This window comes from Seongchinamella sediminis, from assembly GCF_003457605.1.
GTDB lineage: Bacteria > Pseudomonadota > Gammaproteobacteria > Pseudomonadales > Halieaceae > Halioglobus > Halioglobus sediminis.
Genome location: NZ_QRAN01000009.1, coordinates 112,993 through 129,830, shown reverse-complemented (window position 1 = coordinate 129,830; position 16,838 = coordinate 112,993). Strand labels below are relative to the sequence as shown.

Genomic DNA, 16,838 nt, shown 5'->3' with positions numbered 1-16,838 from the left:
TATAAGAAGGGGAAATTTTTATGATCAGTAAAACGATGCTGGCTGCATTGATTGCAGCCTTGGGGTTTTGGTCGGGGCTTGCTAACGCAGCAGTAACTTTCAGCCAGAATGGGGATGAGGTCACCATGGAAGTGGTGAACGAAACTTACACCCTGACTGCCGATCAGTCCCAGAATATCCTCTATGTCGCGTATCTCGATGTATTTTTACCAGGGGGAGGGTCGGTATCCGATGGCTCTCGTATCTCAGGTTCTGCAACGATGTCTGTCAACGGTGGCCCCGCGGTGAATCTGGACTGGTGGAACGGTTGGCAGTACAGGCCTGGTTTCCAGTCTCCCTGGACGCCGGAAGATGTTTCCTTTCTTTTCGCTCTTCCCGTCGGGACTCTGAGCACAGGCGACGTAATTACTATCAATGGCACGCTGACCATGGATGCCGCGACCGATGCGGATATTATTCTTCCAGAAGTCACGCCGGTTACAACCGTAATAGGTGGTCACTCTACACTGTATTCCGAGGTCACTGCGGTAGGCTCCGGACCGGCCGCACCGCCCACACCAGCCGTTCCAGTTCCAACGGTTCCCTTGACGGCACTTTGGATCCTCGTTGGTGTCATGGGACTCCTTGGGGCCAGGAGATTACGTAAGGCTGTTTAATTGGTAGCTTTCTCAAGGCCACTACGAAGCCCCGCTACAAGCGGGGTTTTATTTGGGCACGAGAAGAGTGACCTGATTGTAATTACCCTGGCTCCGTCCGGCACTCGGTAGCCGATGGAAGCGGGCTTTATTGCCCGCTCTCATCTGTGGGTTGAGTCGGTCCGTGGCTTTTCAGCTGAAGACGCTACTTTTCCTTATCCAGCGCGGCACTCAAGGCCTGCAGGTACGCGACTATCTCGTGCTCACTGTCCGCGGAAAAACTCTGTGGATCAGCGCTGAGTTTTACGATGACCGTGTTGTGCTCGGGATTGATGTACATCACCTGGCCCCAGATGCCCAGCGCCATGAAGTCCCTGGCGGCCGCAACGGGCGTCCACCACTGATACTGGTAGCCAAAGTCATGTTGAGAATTCTGCCTTTTCCCCGGCAGCAAATGCGCCTCGGTGGGCTGTGTCGACTCATCGACCCAAGGGGCAGGCAGAATCTGCCGGCCCTGCCACTCGCCTCTGTTGGCATACAGTTGACCAAAGCGTGCCCAGTCACGCAGGGTAATGGCAAGGCCGCCCATGGGTAATTCATAACCGTCCTTGTCCACCATCCACCGGGCGGAATACTGCATGCCGAGGGGCTCCCATATTTTTTCAGCCAGGTAGGTCGACAGGGTTTTGCCGGTGGCATTGGCAACAACCAGCCCGAGAATATGTGTATTGATACTGGCGTAAACATGATGCGACCCGGGTGGGTGCTGCCTGTCGAGGGTGTTGATGTAGTCGACATAGCTCATTTGCTGCACCAGGTAGCTCATCTTGTTGATATCTGACCCGGGATCACTGTAGTCCTCGTTGAACTTCACACCACTGGACATCTGCAGCACCTGCTTGATGGTCACCCCCGAGAAGGTTGGTGAAGTCAGGGCCGGCACATAGTCAGTGACCGCATCGTCGATGCTCTTGATATCACCGTCGGCCAGTGCCGCCCCGACCAGTGCCGAAACGATCGATTTGGTCATGGAAAAGCCGGCATTGGGGGCGCTGGGGCGGTTGCCATGGTAGTAGCGCTCGTCTATTACCGTGCCATCTTTGACAACGATGAAGCCACTGCTTGCCGTTTGCTCCAGAAACCGGCCGAGCGTCAGCTCTTCGCCGAGGTAGGAATGGGAGAACTGTATCTCATTGATATCAGTGGGAAGTGGCTCTGCCCTGGTCGCGGCCTCGATTACCGTGGTAGGGCCGAAACGATCGAAATTACGGAAGTTTTCGAAGCGGCATTTAGGCGCGAATAAGGCGTCGAATCCCGTGTTCTCGCTGCAATCGGCAGCAGCGCCACCGGTGATGGTAAAGGCCCGCTCCGTACTGCAGGCGGCGACAATAGCGGCAGCCACTATCAGCGCCACAGTCTTCAGCAGGTGTCTGGTCGACATGTCTTTCTCCGCTCGTTAATCCAGTTGCGATGGCCTGTGTTGCCAGCAGGCCTCAGTATTCGTACTGCAGGTCAAGGCCAATACTTCGGGGGTCGCCGAAAACATGACCGGAGTAACCAAACCCTTCCTCCATACCAAAGTCAGTGCCATGAATGCGGTATTCCCTGTCCTCGAGGTTTTTACCCCACAGCGACATTGACACTCTGCCAGCGAGGAACTCCAGGTCTGACAGGGTGACGCGGGCATTGAGCAAGGTATAGGACTCTCCCACCGCAACGGGGCTGGATGCCAGGTAGTAGGATTTTCCCGAATACGTCGTGTCGATACGCGCGCTCAGCAGGGCGAGACTCATGACCGGTGTGCTGTAGGAGACACCGAGCCGGCCAGTGCCGCGCCCGTTGCCGTCATCCACCAGCTCCTCACCGATATCGTAGCTTCCCTGTACATAGCCATAACCGGCGTCGATCACCAGTCCCGGCAGGGGGATGGCCTGGAGATCAATCTCGACCCCCTCGGTGGTGGACTCGCCTGAATTGATGGTGGTTCTTACACCGTTGATAAAATCGGTGACCTGCAGGTTCTGGTTATCGTTATAGAAAATCGCCGCATTGAGGCGCAGTCGGTTGTCAAACCATTCAGACTTCATGCCGATCTCGTAAGCCAGGGTTTCCTCTTCGTCAGCAGGTTGGTCAAATACACTGAAGTCCTCCGGATCGACGGGGTTGATCGCTCCCGGGTTAAAAACACCGGCGTTATAGCCTTCAGATATCCGGGCATAGAAGTTCAGATCATCGGTAGCCTGATAGGCGGCAGTAATGCTGGGGGTGAACTTGTTCCACCGGGCCGATGCGGAATGGTCGGAGGTGAGCCTCGGGTCCTCCCTGAGCACTTTGATTTCCTTGCGATCCTCGGTGTAGCGGCCACCCAGGGTCAGCGTCCATTGATCGTCAAGGTAGAATGAGAACTGGCCGTACACGGCAAGCGAACTGTTGTCGGTTTCATACCAACTGCCCATGGGAATACCCCGTAGGAGCACCGGTGAATCGGGCAAATAGGTGGTGGTGTTCCAGGGATTCTCTTCCTTTCCCGCTTCCTCGAAGTAGAAAATACCGGTGACATAGTCGAGTTTCTGGGCAAACGCACTGCCGACAAGCTGAAACTCCTGTGAAAACTGGCGCTGGGACTTTTCGTTGGTGTAATGGAAGATCGGCGTTGCAACCGTTTCTCCACTGCCAGTGGAGAATCCGCGCCACGCGCCGCCATCGAGGTCATTGCCCTCCGAAAAGTCAGAATCATACTCCCGGTGCGCGGTAATGGATTTCAGTTCGCTGTCGCCCAGGTCGGCAGTGAAAGTGAGGTTGTGACCTTTGATAGTCACGTACTCTGTCCCCTGGAAGTCCAGGTTGAACCGGTCCAGGCGCTTGTTGCCCTCGGCAATTGCCGCGAGATCGCCCAGCGGGCTGCCGATGATGAGGTCGCCGCTGGCCAAATCGAAAATTGCGCCAACAGCAGCGCCCGGGCCGACGTCGGTGACCTGTAGCGGCTTGGGCACTGCATCGCTGTCCGTTTGGTCGTAGCGATAGACCAGGCCGAATGTATCGCTGATGTCCCAGGCGATGGCGAGACGAGCGGCCTCCACATCCTCGCTGCCAAGCTCTTCCTCGCCAGACTGATGGGTATTCCGGGCAAAGCCGTCGTACTGCCTGAACATGTAGCTGAGTTTGGCGCTGATGCCGGCCGTACTGGGCGTATCAACCGTGGTCAAGGAGCGAAAATAGCCATCGTTGGCCGCGGACAGGAATTGCTTGAAACCGAACTCACCAGTGGGCGCTTTGGTGATAATCTGCAGGGCGCCACCGGTGGTGTTTTTACCCCACAGGGTGCCCTGCGGTCCGCGCAGAACTTCAATGCGTTCCAGGTCAACAATGTCGAACACGGCGCCGGCATTGCGGGCGATGTAGACACCATCGAGATAAATGCCGGTCTTGGGGTCGATGCTCAGCGAGGGCTCGGCAGTGCCCAGGCCGCGAATGTTAATCGTAATGTTATTACTGCTGCCCAGCGTGGGATAAACATCCACATTGGGGGTGTATTCACCGATGGCGGTGGCACCAAAGGCGCCAATCTCGACCAGGGTATCCTCGCCGAAAGCGGCAATGGAAATGGGCGTGTCCTGGAGGGACTCGGTTTTTTTCTGCGCGGTTACCACAACCTCCTCGATGGCGGCAAGGGGGACTCTCGTGCTCTCCTGGGCGCTTGCGAGCACGGGCACGACGGCGAAAAACAATAGCCAGGGGCGGTGCAAAACCCCATGATCAAATACAGTGGTGCTGGTTCTGGACATGATAAGCCTCATTATTGTTGGCGGTTAAAACCGCAGTTACAGCTGCGGTATATGATATTGTGGGCTCGTTTCCCCTGTCAAGCCGCCGCTAAGAGACTGTCGGCCATTGGCCCAAGGTATTGAAACCAAACTATGTTTTTGGAAACGTGAGCCATTGAATATACTGCCCCAGCCAGCCAGGAGAGCCCGTTGATGCAGCACAGCAGCCCCCTGATACCCAACGACTCATTGCCAGAGCGTGTTCGCCTGCGCAGCGAACCCAAGCAAAAAAGGACGCAGGCTGCCTTCGACAGGATTCTTGATGCCGCGATAGACCTAGCGCTGGCCAGGGGCTTATCGACAATCAATACCAATATGATTGCCGAGCAGGCTGACCTCGATATTGCCTCGCTGTACCGCATCTTCCCCAACAAGGAAGCAATACTGTACTGGGCGGCAGAGCGCTGGCTGGCGAAGATTCGCGCAAGCTGTGTGGCGATGGAGGAGGAAGGATTGCTTGAACTGCCCTGGCGGGAGTTTTTTGCCAGGCACGGCGAGATGATCGCCGCGCTGCCGGAGTCCGACAAGGCGTATACGTTATTGATGCCGTTCTGGGCAAGTTACCCGGAATTCCAGCGCATGCTGGATTTGCATTATGAATACATGACCCGGTTCTTTGTCAGGCACCTGCGCCGCTACGGCGCAGGCAGGTCCGAGAAATACCTGGCGCACCTGGCGCGCTACCTGATGATCACCTCGGATTCAATCCGGGATATCGCCCCGACCATGGGCAGCGACAGGGAACAGGCCTTTTATCGTCTGGATTACGAAACCTGGATCTTCCATTTGGCACGTGTGCTTGAAGATTGATGACAGGTTCCGCTGGCGACCATTGCGCGGGTATCCAGCGTATTTTCAGCGCTACGTAGCGTCCACCAGGCAGTTAGTAAGCGATCCCGGGCACTGGGCCATGTCCATCGCTTGCCATTAGTCGCATTAAGGCCGCCGTACATACTCCTTTCCCCCAGAAGTCCCTGCCCACCCAATAGCCCACTTCAAAGCCGCCCGGATGATGAGGCCAATAGGAAACACAGCCTACAAAGTGGCCATCCAATTCAACTGCCCTGGGCATTCTGAGTGAACTTGATGTTGTATGCGTGATCCAATCAATAGCATCTTGCTCGGAGTACGGAAATGGAATATTGGATGTTCATTTTGAAACCGCTCGATCTCCAACAAGATTCGCCACGCTCGCAGCATCCTCTAACTCGAATGGACGCAGCTCGATGTTCATGTCAGGCAACGCCTCCATTTGCGGCAACTGAAAGTTGTCCGCAACACGGCCTTGTTAATTGACCTTGTAAACGGCTGATCGGTGCGCAACTTTCACCACCAGAACAATGAGAGATTCATCACGGATTTCATATACAACACGATAAACTCCTTGGCGCACCCTATACCGCTCCTGGGCTGAAAGTTTGACGCAACCTTCCCCTCTGGGGTTTTCTGCTAGCATGTCGATTCGCTGAAGAATGCGCTCAACATCGGCTGGTGGAATGCTCCGCAAGTCTTTGGCAACGGACTTCTTAAAGGTAATCTTAAATTTTGCCATGCTTCTTTAAGTCGTTGAGCAAGGCTTCATAGCTGATCTCTTTTTCGCTCTCTCGCTCAGAGAATGCCGCCAAATCTTCTTGGTCTTCACTCATAAGAAGACGGACCGCCTCGTCGACGAGCTCAGACACGGACAAATGTGATGTAGCGGCCCGTACTTTCAGGGCTTGGTGGATATTGGGCTCAAAATAGATAGTTGAGCGCTTTGATAAATTGCTCATAGCGACCTCCGCAACAACGCTAGAGCATTATAACGTTATGGCATCGCGACGCTCAAGGGGGCAATTAACGCCTTGCGCAACGGCGCAGAAACCGCGTAGCGGTTTGGGCGTCCGGCCCCGCCAGGGGCGAATTGGCGCAACTTGTTAATTTGCGCCAAGCGTGGAAGGGAAAAACGTTTCCGCGGAAACGTGAAAGGATGGAGCCTGCTGCCCAAGTGGGCTGACGCAATGATGTACTGCCCGGCGCAAATACTGACATGAATCGAATTCCTTCTCGATGCCTCATTTTTCCAGCTTAACTCACCAAAGAGACTTGCGCACATTAACAGCTAAGTATATTGATTAATTCAGTGTGCACCCGAAAATCCTGTAAACCTGGCTGTCCGCTTTGTAGGATGAAAGCGGACCCCAATATCAGGATAGCAGAAAGGGCTGTAAGCCGGCGACGCCAGTTCGCCCGGGCTCCGAAGCGGCTCCGGCCACTGATGCTATCGGCCGGGAGCTAGCAAACCTTTAACACTCGCTGACTGATGCAGCAGGGCCGGACGTCCGGTGAACTAGCGCTTGATGATCACCGAGCTGCCGTGGCCGAACAGGCCCTGGTTGGCGGTAATGCCGACTTTGGCTCCCGCGACCTGGCGGTCGCCGGCCTCGCCGCGCAGCTGCCAGGTCAGCTCGCAGACCTGGGCCAGGGCCTGGGCGGGCACCGCCTCGCCGAAGCAGGCCAGGCCGCCGGAGACGTTGACCGGTATCCTGCCGCCGATGGCGGTGTCGCCGGCGCGCAACAGCGCGGCGGCCTCACCGCGCGGGGCCAGCTGCAGGTCCTCTATCCAGTCCAGTTCCAGGGCGGTGGACAAATCGTAGACTTCCGCCAGGTCGACGTCCTCTGGTCCCAGGCCTGCCTCTTCATAGGCTTTCAGGGGCAGGGTGGAGCGGAATGCGTGTGCCTCTACACCTGCTGCTGCTGCAGAGTCGGTGGCAATGTCCGGCATTTCCACCACGCTGCTGGCGAAGGTGGGGGTGGTGGTCGAGATCGCGGCCACCCGCGGCGCGTCGCCCTTGCCGATCTTCTTCGCGTAGTCGAGGCTGGATACGATCAGCGCCGCGCCGCCGTCGGAGGTGGCGCAGATGTCCATCAGTCGCAGCGGGTCGGCGACCATGGCCGATGCCGCCACATCCTCGGCGGTAAAGCACTTGCGATAGCGGGCGCGCGGGTTCTTGCTGCCGATGGCGGCGTTCTTGACCTTGACCGCGGCGAAATCTTCGAGGGTGTCGCCGTACAGGTCCATGCGCCGGCGCGCGTAGAGGGCGAAGTAGGTGGGGTTGGTAATGCCGAGGTAGAAGCGCACCCAGTCCGGGTCCTCCGGGCGGTAGCCGCCGGCGGGGGCCAGGAAGCCCTTGGGCGTGGTGTCGGCGCCCACCACCAGGGCGACATCGCACTCGCCGGCGAGAATCTTGTTGCGGGCCGCGGCCAGGGCCTGGGAGCCCGAGGCACAGGCGGCGTAGGAGGTGTTGACCTCGGCGCCCTGCCAGCCCAGCGCCTGGGCAAAAGTGGCGCCGGCCACGTAGCCGGGGTAGCCGCAGCGCACGGTGGCGCCGCCGGAAACAAAGCGTACGTCCCGCCAGGGCACGCCGGCATCCTTGAGGGCCTCCCGGGCGGCGGCCACGCCGTACTGGACGAAGTTGTGGCCCCATTTACCCCAGGGGTGCATGCCGGCGCCGAGAATTGCTATTTCATTGGACATTGTCTGTGCTGCTCCGCGTGTGCCGTGGCCCTTACTGGGCGGCCGGCTTCCATTTCCAGGTCATCTTGATGTCGTCATCGGTCTCGTGCAGCTGTTCCAGCACCAGTTCCACCGGCATGCCGACTTTCAGGTCCTCGCAGGACACGCCCGTCACCACCTGCCCCAGCACCACCATTTGCTCCTTCTCCAGCTGCACGGCGGCAATGGCGTAGGGTTCAAAGGGATCGGCGGCGACATAGGGCTCCGGGGGTTTGTAGCAGGCGTTGGTGTAGCTCCAGATGTGCCCGCTGCGGCTCAGCTCAACTTCAGTGAAATCGGTGCTGTCACAGGCCGGGTTGCGGCAGTAGTCGAGATTCTTGGGAAAGAAGTAGGTTCCGCAGGCCGTACAGCGAGTGCCGATCAGGTGCGGTTTGACCTCCATGGTGTGCCAGCCGTCAATGGCCGGGGCCAGTGGTTTGTTGCTCATTGGTGTCTCCCGGGGTAAGCGCGGCTCAGGGTAAACCGCCGGCGGCGAGGCAGGCAAGGGCGCGGCTGACAAGGGGCGCCGGGGTATACCAATACAGACCTGCCTTGCCGCGGCGCGGGTATTTGGGCAAAGTTCGCTGATGTGCGGACGATTTAACGTGATCGACAGCCCCGGCCTGCAGCAGCTGCTGCAGGACCTGGGCATAGACCTGCAGCTGCCGACCCGGGCCAATATCGCCCCCACCGAGGCGGTGGGCCTGGTGCGGGCGCTGCCCGCGGGCAACCAGCTGGACGCCGCCCGCTGGTGGCTGACCCCCTCCTGGGCACCGGCGGTGGACCAGAAGTACAGCATGTTCAATGCCCGCAGCGAGACCCTGGCCAGCAGTCGCGCGTTCAAGGCGCCTTTCCAGCGCCAGCGGGGCATCGTGCCGATGAGCAGTTTTATCGAGTGGCGCAGCGAGGGCGGGGTCAAGCAGCCCTGGCTGGTCAGTAACGCGCAGGGCGCCTTTGCCGCTGCCGCCCTGTGGGATATCTGGAATGGCGACGGCTCGGAGCTGCTCAGCTGCACCCTGGTCACCACGGCCGCCGCGCCGCCCTTCGAGCCCTGGCACAAGCGGATGCCGGTGGTGCTGGATGCGCAGGAGCAGGCCCGTTGGCTGGATAACAGCCAGTTGATCGCCGCCAAAGATCCCCTGTTCAGGAGTGAATTAAAGCAGCAGTGGCGGTTGTCGCCCTTATCGCGAGAGGTCGGTAACGCCCGCAACAAGTCCGAAGACTTGCTGCGGGCAGTCGCCGAAGCCGTGGTGCTGGACCCGGACTAGAACGAGTAGCGCAGGTCCAGGCCCCAGGTGAGGGTGTCCTCCGGGGTGGTGTGGTAAGCGCCGAGGGTGTCCGCCGCGAGACCGCCCGGGTTGCTCGCATACTCTTCATCCAGCAGGTTGTTACCCCACAGCGCGACTTCTATGCTGTCGTCCGCATTGGACCAGGCCAGCCGCGCGTTCAGGTACTTCCTGTCCTGGAAGTACCAGGGGCCGGTGGCGAAGACGGCGGTGTTCTCGTCGGGACCCGGGTCCTCGAGGAACTGGTAGTTCATGTGCAGTAACAGGTATCCGTAGGCGATCTCCGGTGTCCAGTCGAGCTTCAGGGTATACTCGGTGTTGCTCTCCGACTGGGTCTTGTCGCCGCCGGAGAGTTCCCCTGCCGCGTTGTAGTACTCCTCGGAAATGCTCTCGGTTTCACGGTAGGTGGTCAGGCCGGCGACACGCAGGCTGTCGCTGATATTCCAGGTCACGATCAGCTCGATGCCGTCTGTTTCCTCGTCACTGGAGATCACGCCGGGCGCGGCGGTAGGGTCGTCGGGACCTTCCTTGATATCCGTGGAGCGCTGGCGGCCATCCAGTTCGTGGTGGAACAGGGCCAGCTCGGTGCGCAGGCTGTTAGCGAAAAAGTCGCCCTTGATACCGATTTCGTAACTGGTCATTTCCTCGGGATCAAAGGCGCCGGTGGTGAAGGACTTGAAGCTCTGGCCATCGAAGCCGCCGGACTTGTAACCGGTGGCGACCGACGCGTAGGTCATTGCGTAATCGGTGAACTGCCAGTCGACCACCAGTCGTCCCGTGGTTTTGCTCCAGTCGTCATCGGCGACAAACCTGTCGAACCAGTCCTCTTCCGGGGCCCCGGTTTCCGCGGGGTTGTAGTTCACCCGCTCGGGCGCGAAGGGCCAGTTCAGCGCTGATTCATAGGTTTGCCAGGAGTACTCTTTCTCGTCGTAGCTGTAGCGCAGGCCCGCCGCCACGCGGATGCTGTCGGTCAACTGGTAGCTGCCGTCAACAAATACACCCCAGTTAACAAAGTCGCCGGTGTTATCCATGGTTTCCAGCATATAGGTGCCGGAGAGGGAGGGCGGCAGTACGGCGATGCCTTCACCCGCCGACAGGGCGAGGTAGACCTCCTCCGGAGCACCTTCCAGCAGATCCCAGATAATGACGTCGGGCCCGCCGAAGCCACCCAGGATGGTCAGGAACTGCATGTATGAATCTGCCAGCAGGCCGATATCGGTGCGCTGGAATACGTCCTCTTCACTGTAGTTGGCGCCAGTGATCAGGTTGATTTTTTTATCCACGTAATTGAAACGGACTTCCGAGTAGAAGATGTCAGAGTCCTCGATATTGTTGGTATCGAGGTAGCGGCGAGGATCCGGGGTGCCGTCTTCCTCCTCCAGGTTGGTGGTTTCCCAGTCGCGGTAGCTGACGAGGCCGAACATGGACCACTGGTCGCTGAAATTGTGCTCCACTTTCAGCGAGACGCCGTACATCTCGCGGGTCTCTTCCTCGTTGTTACGCCTGTTGTCATAACTGCTGCCGTCGCCAACTACATCGTGCTGGTCCTTGCTGCGGAAGGGCTTGTCGCTGCCCTGGTAGGCGTACTTGCTGACCCCGATAGTGGCCCGGGGCATTTCGTCACGGTCCTCGTAGTCCGCCGCCAGCTGGATCTCGGTGTCTTCGCCGACTTCCCACAGCAGTACGCCGCGGGCCGCCCAGTAACCCTCGTCGCGGTAGTCGCCGCCATTGGTAGCGGACCCGGTGTTGCCACTGCGCTGGTTGCTGAACACGTTGGCGCGCAGGAACAGGTCGTCAGTCAGTGGGGCGTTGACCATGCCTTCCACGCGAACCAGGTCGTTGGTGCCCAGGCGGGCCTTGGCGAAACCCTCAAAATCCGCGTGCGGTTTGTTGGGCACAATATTGATCACCCCCGCGGTGGCATTGCGGCCGAACAGGGTGCCCTGGGGGCCCTTCAGCACCTCGGTGCGGGCGATGTCGGTGAAGGGGATGGAGGTTACTGCCCGGGGCATGTAGGAGCCGTCGTAAAAAGTCGCCACCGAGGGATCCTGGCCGGAGCTGATATTGGGGCTGCTGACTCCGCGCACGGTGATGCCCAGCTGGGTGGAGCCGCCCACCGCATCGCCGATCTCCACACCCGGCATAAACGCGTCGATATCCTGGATGGTAGCGGCGCCGGTGTTGACCATGTCCTGTGAAGTAAAAGCGTTGACGGCGCCGGGCACGGACATGAAGTCCTCTTCCCGCTTCTGGGCGGTGACGAGAACCTCCTCCAGCTGCAGGTTGTAACGACTCTGCCGGGGCTCGTCCTGGGCCAGCGCAGGGGTGGCGACAGCGGAAGCGCCCACGATCAACAGGGCAGATTTCACTGCCCGGGAAAGCGGCGAGGTCCACGCGGGAGTTACCCGGCGGAAATGGGGAGTGCTTGTCATTGTTTCAGGTCTCGCAATTGTTAGTGTGTTACGCCGGTTCCGGATTGGCGGCCTGCAGGTCCTTGGCCAGTAAGCCACGATCCCCGCGGCAGCTCCGGTCGGTGCATTATTATTCCAACTGGTCGGTTATTATGTAGTACCCGGGGGCAGTTTAATCCAGAAGTCTGGCAGTCGCATTCTGCAACGCTACTATTTATTAGTTTTTCTGCCAATCCGCTATTTTCCAGCCGAAATCTTAAACCAGCCTGAAAAGCCTGTCCCCAGGCCATGGGCAGGCGGGTATTCATGGGTGAGAATGTCCGCTCATTCTTCAGGCGGGAGTTTTACCATGGGTTTATATGCCATGACGGGCGGGGCAACGGGTATCGGCGCGGCCCTAAAGGAGCAGTTGCTCGCGGCGGGGCACGAGGTGATATCCGTGGACATCAAGGAAGGCGACGTGATCGCCGACCTGTCTACTGCTGAGGGCAGGGAGGCGGCCATTGCCGGTATTCGCGAGCGCGCCCCGGAGGGCCTGGAGGGTTTTATCGCCTGCGCCGGCCTGCCGCCGGTGGCCCGGCCCCTGTCGCTCATCGCCCAGGTGAACTACTTCGCGGTGGTGGCCACGGTGGAGGGGGTGAAAGACCTGGTGGCGATGCGGCGCGGCACTGTGCTGATCGTGGCCTCCAACTCGGCCCCGATGATTTCCCGGGAGGATCCGTTTGTCGAGGCCTGCCTGGCCGGTGACGAGGCGGCCGCCTGCGCCCATGTGGAAACCCGCGATGGCCAGACCGCCTACGGCGGCTCCAAACGGGCGATAACCGCCTGGATGCGTCGCAATGTGGTGCCCTATGCCCGGGCGGGAGTACGGATGAACGCGGTGGCGCCCGGCATTACCCAGACGCCGCTGTCGGATCAGGTCATGGCGGACGACGAACTGGGCCCGGCCATTCAGGAGTTCGGCAAGATGGTGCCCTGGGGCGGTACCGCCCAGCCGGCGCAGATCGCCAATGTGATGCGCTTCCTGCTCAGTGAGGAGTCCGACTTTGTCTGCGGCTCGGTGTTTTTTGTCGACGGCGGTTCCGACGCCATGCTGCGCAGCGACGAGTTTTAATCCGCCGCGGCCGGCGGCGCGAGCGCGCTGGCGATGTCCTGGCTCAGCTGGTACAGCAGTTTGCTGTAGGCAGCGGCAATTTCCCCGGCCTTGGCCTCCGCGCCGGACAGTGGCTGGGTGTAATCCGCCATGCGGCGCGCCAGGGCCTGGTCATCGTCGATCCGGTACAACAGCCACTCGGCCACCAGGGTCGCCCGGGTGGCATCGGCATCCAATGCCAGCACTCGAACCTTGACCCCGAAGTCCGGGTGGCGCTCGGGGTGCCAGGGAAAGGGCTGGATATTCTGGGTTTGCAGCAGGCCCGCCAGGTTCAGGCTGAGGACCCGGGTAATACCCTGGTCAAGCGGCTCCGCCCAGCGTTCGCTGCTGGCAATCTGCAGTCTGTTGGCGCCATCGCTGCGCACCATACCGTCCCGGTCCAGGTACTGGGGAATGCTCACCGGGCCCACGCCCAGGGCGGGTCCGGCAGCGCTGGCGGGTAGCGACTCCTGGGCGCTGAGGCGGTAGTGGCTGGCGGGGGGCGTGGTACCGCAGGCGGTGACGGCCAGTAACAGGGCCAGAGCGAGCCACAGCTTGGTCGGATTGCTTTTGCTCACTGGTCATTGCTCCTGCCGCGAATCAGCGACTCTGGTTGTTCTTCAAGGGCCCGGCCCAGCTGTTGCAGCGCCCGGCCGGCTTGCGACACATCGCGCAGGGCGCGGTTGAGCTGGTGCACGGTGGCTGAATCGTAGTCCACCAGTTCATCGATGCTGCGCATGCTCTCCTCGAAGGCGGCTATGGCCTCGTCCAGCACTTGCAGGTTTGCCGCCACCATTTCCGCCAGCCTTGGCAATTCCGCGTTGGCGGTAGTCACGGTCATGGCTGCTCCGTCGAGGACCGCGTCGAGTTTGGGCCCGGTGCTGGCCAGCTGGCCCTGTAATTGCTCGCTGAGGCCGCTGACCGAGGCCAGGGTGCCCTGCAGCTGCGCGGGCAGTTGCTGGAAGGCCTGGTTGGAGACGAAGGTGTTAACGCCCTCGGCGATCTCTTCCAGGTCGCTGGCCACCGCCGCCAGGTCGATGGATTCCAGTTTGCGGGTGAGCCGCTCCAGTTCGGTGGGAATGGTCGGGATCTGCAGGTGCGGTGAATCGATGGTGGCAAGAATCAGCTCGCTGTCCGGGTGAAAGTCCAGCTGCACGTAGAGCAGGCCGGTGAGAATGCTCTGGGTATTGAGCTGGGCGCGCATACCGCGGGCGATCAACTCCTCGGTCAGGCTCTCGGTATTGGTGCCGGTGCGGCGCACGTTTTCACCACGCACTTCGGCTTCCACCAGCATGATCAGTTCCGCCGTGTCGGAGTCGAGGATGAGCTCAATGCCGGTGACCTGACCTATTTGCACCCCCCGCAGGGCCACTGGGGCGCCCAGCGTCAGGCCCTTGACCGAACCCTCGAAGACCATCACCACGGTAGAGCGTTCCTTGCCAAAGCCGGTGCCCAGGGCGAAGATGATGGCGCCGACCGCGATCAGCAGGCCGCCGAAAACGAAGGCGCCGATGGCAACTGTGTGGGTTTTCTCACTCATACTCGCTCCTTCCGTGGCAAGCCCGACTCGCGCGCCAGGAATTGTCTCACAACGGGCTGGTCGCTGTGATCCCTGAGGTGTTTTGGGTCGCCGTAGGCGATCATGGTTTTACTGCTGGCATCCAGGTACACCGAGTTGGTGGCAATGCCGAAAATACTGGGCAGTTCGTGCGTCACCATGACCACGGTGGCGCCGGTGGAATCCTGCAGTTGATCTATCAACTCATCCAGCAGCTGCGAACTGATCGGATCGAGGCCGGCGGAGGGCTCATCGAAAAACAGTATCTCGGGCTCCAGGGCAATGGCCCGGGCCAGGGCTGCCCGCTTGCGCATACCGCCGCTCAGTTCCGACGGATAGTAGTCCTGGTAGCCCGCCAGGCCCACCAGCGCGAGTTTGTAGGCGATGATATCGGCCCGGTCGGCGGCGGAGTAGCTGGTGTAGAGCTGCAGCGGCAGGTTGACGTTCTCCGCCAGGGTCATGGCGCTGAACAGGCCGCCACTCTGGTAGGTGATGCCCCAGCGCTGGCGCATTTCGTCCTGGCGCTTGCTGCCAGCCTGGAAAAAACTCTCGTTGTTGTACAGGATGTCGCCGCTGCTGGGCTGCAGCAGGCCCAGCATGTGCTTGAGCAGGGTGCTCTTGCCGCAGCCGCTGCCGCCCATGATGACAAAGATGTCACCGCGATTGATGTCGAAATCCAGGTCGCGCTGGATGACCAGTGGTCCGTAGGCCATGGTCAGGTTGCGCACCTGGATATGGGGCTCGCTCATCAGATATCCAGCTGCTGGCAGATGATGTTGATGGCCGCGTCGGCGACGATCAGGTAAACAATGGCGGTGACCACCGCTTCGGTGGCGGCCTGGCCCACGGCGGCGCTGCTGCGGCCGCTGTTAATGCCGGAGCGACAGCCCGCCACGGCGATCAGCAGGCCGAACACCACGCTCTTGACCAGTCCCACCCCCAGGTGCTGCAGGCTCAGTGCCGATTCCCCCTCGGCTATGTACATCAGCGGGGTAATGCCCATTCCGCCGGCGACGATACCACCGCCGATGACGCCCAGCAGGTTGGCGTACAGGGTGAGCAGCGGCATCATCACCACCAGCGCCAGCAGCCTGGGCACCACCAGGAATTCCATGGGCGAGATGCCCATGGTGCTGATGGCGTCAATTTCCTCGTTGCCCTGCATGGTGCCCAGCTGGGCGGCATAGGCAGCTCCGGTTCGGCCCGCCATGACGATGGCCGCCATCAGCACCCCCATCTCCCGCAGCATGCCGATCACCACCAGGTCGGCGACATAGATCTCGGCCCCCAGCTGGCGCAGCTGTACGGCCCCCAGGTAAGCCAGGATCATACCCACCAGCACGCTGGTCAGGCTGATGATGCCAAAAGCGTTGGGGCCGGCCTGGTAACAGAATTGCCTGAAGTCGCTGAAGCGGGTGTTGGCGCGTCCCAGGGCCAGACGCCACAGGGCGATACTCAGCTCGCCCAGGAAAGCCAGTGACTCCCTGCCCGTGTCCAGCAGTTCCTCTGCCAGGCGCCCGGGATGGAGTGCCTGGTACCATGGCTGGCCGCTGCCCCGCGGTGGCTCGTGGGTGGGCACGGTGGTGGCCACGGTCAGCAACTGCTCCACGCCCTCGGGCAGGTCGCGGGTGGTGAAGCGGATGTTGTCCGCGAGGCACTGGTTGTAGGACTGGAGCAGGAAAGCCATGAGGATGGAGTCCCAGCGGCCCAGCCGGGAGCCGTCCACCACCAGCTCCGCGGCGGTGAGGCAGACCAGCTCGTCTTTCAGCACCTGGAAGTCGCGGTGAGTCTGGCCCTGGACCCAGTCACCGGTCAGCTGCAGCACGGCGCTGTCCCGATCATCGGTCAGCAGGTCGAATCCGGGTGGCAGTTGACTCATGCGTTGGCAATGCCTGGCAGCAAAGCTGTCAGTCTAATAATTTCCGCTGGTGAAAGCCATGCCGCCCGCTACTGGAAGGGCAGTGGCGGTATGGAGCTGCGGATGGACGCCTCGGCTTTCCGGTAGATTTCGCTCACCGGTGTGGTATTGCCCACCTCCCGGCGCCGGGAAATCATGGTCACCGGAAACAGGTAGCTGTCCGTCTCCCGGTAGCGCAGGGCCCGGCTGCGGCCCGCCCTGTCCTCGTAGACGACCCAGTCCAGGTCCAGGTCTGCCGCCAGCAGGTCACCGAGGACAATGCCCATGCCCTGCAGCAGCCCGGTCTGGTTGCCGCGCACGACCCCCTCGTCGAGCAGGCGCTGCATCAGGGCCAGGTCCCGCTCCCGGTCACCGGTGAACTGGCGACCGTAGTGTCGTGCGGCAAGCTCGTTCAATTGCTGGCGCTGGCTCTGCATGTAGTGCCGGTCCAGTGCCGACAGTTCGCTGACAGTCAGTTCATCCTGGGCCCGGGCCGGTTGGCCGGCGCTCAATGCCAGGGTCAGCAGGACCAGCAGCAGGCGGTGTAAAGGGGTCATGTC

At 60.6% G+C, this 16,838-nt stretch carries 17 protein-coding genes; 4 read left to right on the top strand and 13 right to left on the bottom strand.

Annotation, left to right across the window (positions count from 1 at the left end):
- Positions 1 to 20 precede the first annotated feature (20 nt).
- On the top strand, positions 21 to 656 hold the full coding sequence (locus tag DWB85_RS10260) for a hypothetical protein (RefSeq protein ID WP_117954153.1): 636 nt from the start codon (positions 21 to 23) through the stop codon (positions 654 to 656).
- 184 nt (positions 657 to 840) lie between these two features.
- Here the strand turns inward: DWB85_RS10260 and DWB85_RS10255 are convergent, their stop codons facing one another.
- A complete protein-coding gene (locus tag DWB85_RS10255) occupies positions 841 to 2,076 on the bottom strand; it encodes a serine hydrolase domain-containing protein (RefSeq protein ID WP_117954150.1) in 1,236 nt (411 codons plus the stop codon).
- A gap of 52 nt (positions 2,077 to 2,128) precedes the next feature.
- Positions 2,129 to 4,420: a TonB-dependent receptor gene (locus DWB85_RS10250; RefSeq protein ID WP_162846079.1), complete on the bottom strand. Its 2,292-nt coding sequence runs from the start codon at positions 4,418 to 4,420 to the stop codon at positions 2,129 to 2,131.
- Between the two features lie 192 nt (positions 4,421 to 4,612).
- On the opposite strand from DWB85_RS10250, the gene DWB85_RS10245 reads away from it, so the two are divergent.
- The gene (locus tag DWB85_RS10245; RefSeq protein ID WP_117954146.1) at positions 4,613 to 5,269 is read left to right on the top strand and encodes a TetR/AcrR family transcriptional regulator; all 657 of its coding nucleotides are present in this window, start codon (positions 4,613 to 4,615) and stop codon (positions 5,267 to 5,269) included.
- Between the two features lie 73 nt (positions 5,270 to 5,342).
- Here the strand turns inward: DWB85_RS10245 and DWB85_RS19955 are convergent, their stop codons facing one another.
- From DWB85_RS19955 to DWB85_RS10220, 5 genes are all read right to left on the bottom strand, one after another.
- Positions 5,343 to 5,600, bottom strand: a complete 258-nt coding sequence (locus DWB85_RS19955; protein WP_117954143.1) for a GNAT family N-acetyltransferase — start codon at positions 5,598 to 5,600, stop codon at positions 5,343 to 5,345.
- A gap of 147 nt (positions 5,601 to 5,747) precedes the next feature.
- Positions 5,748 to 6,011 (bottom strand): type II toxin-antitoxin system RelE family toxin, encoded by a 264-nt coding sequence (locus DWB85_RS10235; protein ID WP_117954142.1) that lies wholly within the window; start codon positions 6,009 to 6,011, stop codon positions 5,748 to 5,750.
- Positions 5,998 to 6,231 carry a CopG family transcriptional regulator gene (locus DWB85_RS10230; protein WP_117954141.1) on the bottom strand — a complete coding sequence of 78 codons (234 nt, stop codon included), beginning with the start codon at positions 6,229 to 6,231 and terminating at the stop codon, positions 5,998 to 6,000. The genes DWB85_RS10235 and DWB85_RS10230 overlap by 14 nt, the downstream gene beginning before the upstream one ends.
- A 557-nt stretch (positions 6,232 to 6,788) precedes the next feature.
- Positions 6,789 to 7,976, bottom strand: coding sequence for a lipid-transfer protein (locus tag DWB85_RS10225; RefSeq protein WP_117954140.1), 1,188 nt, complete (start codon positions 7,974 to 7,976; stop codon positions 6,789 to 6,791).
- 31 nt (positions 7,977 to 8,007) lie between these two features.
- Positions 8,008 to 8,442, bottom strand: coding sequence for a Zn-ribbon domain-containing OB-fold protein (locus DWB85_RS10220; protein WP_117954139.1), 435 nt, complete (start codon positions 8,440 to 8,442; stop codon positions 8,008 to 8,010).
- Between the two features lie 139 nt (positions 8,443 to 8,581).
- Between DWB85_RS10220 and DWB85_RS10215 the strand changes: the two genes are divergently transcribed.
- Entirely contained in the window at positions 8,582 to 9,262 is a 681-nt protein-coding gene (locus tag DWB85_RS10215; RefSeq protein ID WP_117954138.1) for an SOS response-associated peptidase, read from the top strand.
- Here the strand turns inward: DWB85_RS10215 and DWB85_RS10210 are convergent.
- Positions 9,259 to 11,712, bottom strand: a complete 2,454-nt coding sequence (locus DWB85_RS10210) for a TonB-dependent receptor (protein WP_117954137.1) — start codon at positions 11,710 to 11,712, stop codon at positions 9,259 to 9,261. The two genes, DWB85_RS10215 and DWB85_RS10210, sit on opposite strands and share 4 nt — an antisense overlap.
- Before the next feature lie 328 nt (positions 11,713 to 12,040).
- Here DWB85_RS10210 and DWB85_RS10205 point away from each other — a divergent pair, with 328 nt between their 5' ends.
- Positions 12,041 to 12,805 (top strand): SDR family oxidoreductase, encoded by a 765-nt coding sequence (locus DWB85_RS10205; protein ID WP_162846078.1) that lies wholly within the window; start codon positions 12,041 to 12,043, stop codon positions 12,803 to 12,805.
- On the opposite strand, the gene DWB85_RS10200 is transcribed toward DWB85_RS10205, so the two are convergent.
- The 5 genes from DWB85_RS10200 to DWB85_RS10180 form a co-directional block, all read right to left on the bottom strand.
- The gene (locus DWB85_RS10200; RefSeq protein ID WP_117954135.1) at positions 12,802 to 13,401 is read right to left on the bottom strand and encodes a PqiC family protein; all 600 of its coding nucleotides are present in this window, start codon (positions 13,399 to 13,401) and stop codon (positions 12,802 to 12,804) included. The two genes, DWB85_RS10205 and DWB85_RS10200, sit on opposite strands and share 4 nt — an antisense overlap.
- The gene (locus DWB85_RS10195) at positions 13,398 to 14,363 is read right to left on the bottom strand and encodes an MlaD family protein (protein ID WP_117954134.1); all 966 of its coding nucleotides are present in this window, start codon (positions 14,361 to 14,363) and stop codon (positions 13,398 to 13,400) included. The genes DWB85_RS10200 and DWB85_RS10195 overlap by 4 nt, the downstream gene beginning before the upstream one ends.
- On the bottom strand, positions 14,360 to 15,130 hold the full coding sequence (locus tag DWB85_RS10190; RefSeq protein ID WP_117954133.1) for an ABC transporter ATP-binding protein: 771 nt from the start codon (positions 15,128 to 15,130) through the stop codon (positions 14,360 to 14,362). Before DWB85_RS10190 ends, DWB85_RS10195 begins: the two co-directional genes overlap by 4 nt.
- The gene (locus DWB85_RS10185) at positions 15,130 to 16,260 is read right to left on the bottom strand and encodes an ABC transporter permease (RefSeq protein WP_117954132.1); all 1,131 of its coding nucleotides are present in this window, start codon (positions 16,258 to 16,260) and stop codon (positions 15,130 to 15,132) included. Before DWB85_RS10185 ends, DWB85_RS10190 begins: the two co-directional genes overlap by 1 nt.
- Positions 16,261 to 16,328: 68 nt before the next feature.
- The gene (locus tag DWB85_RS10180) at positions 16,329 to 16,835 is read right to left on the bottom strand and encodes a DUF3806 domain-containing protein (protein ID WP_117954131.1); all 507 of its coding nucleotides are present in this window, start codon (positions 16,833 to 16,835) and stop codon (positions 16,329 to 16,331) included.
- Positions 16,836 to 16,838 lie beyond the last annotated feature (3 nt).

Coding starts and splice junctions, on each gene's coding strand:
- DWB85_RS10260 (WP_117954153.1), top strand. CDS start 21: ATGATCAGTAAAACGATGCTGGCTGCATTGATTGCAGCCTTGGGGTTT.
- DWB85_RS10255 (WP_117954150.1), bottom strand. CDS start 2,076: ATGTCGACCAGACACCTGCTGAAGACTGTGGCGCTGATAGTGGCTGCC.
- DWB85_RS10250 (WP_162846079.1), bottom strand. CDS start 4,420: ATGTCCAGAACCAGCACCACTGTATTTGATCATGGGGTTTTGCACCGC.
- DWB85_RS10245 (WP_117954146.1), top strand. CDS start 4,613: ATGCAGCACAGCAGCCCCCTGATACCCAACGACTCATTGCCAGAGCGT.
- DWB85_RS10235 (WP_117954142.1), bottom strand. CDS start 6,011: ATGGCAAAATTTAAGATTACCTTTAAGAAGTCCGTTGCCAAAGACTTG.
- DWB85_RS10230 (WP_117954141.1), bottom strand. CDS start 6,231: ATGAGCAATTTATCAAAGCGCTCAACTATCTATTTTGAGCCCAATATC.
- DWB85_RS10225 (WP_117954140.1), bottom strand. CDS start 7,976: ATGTCCAATGAAATAGCAATTCTCGGCGCCGGCATGCACCCCTGGGGT.
- DWB85_RS10220 (WP_117954139.1), bottom strand. CDS start 8,442: ATGAGCAACAAACCACTGGCCCCGGCCATTGACGGCTGGCACACCATG.
- DWB85_RS10215 (WP_117954138.1), top strand. CDS start 8,582: ATGTGCGGACGATTTAACGTGATCGACAGCCCCGGCCTGCAGCAGCTG.
- DWB85_RS10210 (WP_117954137.1), bottom strand. CDS start 11,712: ATGACAAGCACTCCCCATTTCCGCCGGGTAACTCCCGCGTGGACCTCG.
- DWB85_RS10205 (WP_162846078.1), top strand. CDS start 12,041: ATGGGTTTATATGCCATGACGGGCGGGGCAACGGGTATCGGCGCGGCC.
- DWB85_RS10195 (WP_117954134.1), bottom strand. CDS start 14,363: ATGAGTGAGAAAACCCACACAGTTGCCATCGGCGCCTTCGTTTTCGGC.
- DWB85_RS10190 (WP_117954133.1), bottom strand. CDS start 15,130: ATGAGCGAGCCCCATATCCAGGTGCGCAACCTGACCATGGCCTACGGA.
- DWB85_RS10185 (WP_117954132.1), bottom strand. CDS start 16,260: ATGAGTCAACTGCCACCCGGATTCGACCTGCTGACCGATGATCGGGAC.
- DWB85_RS10180 (WP_117954131.1), bottom strand. CDS start 16,835: ATGACCCCTTTACACCGCCTGCTGCTGGTCCTGCTGACCCTGGCATTG.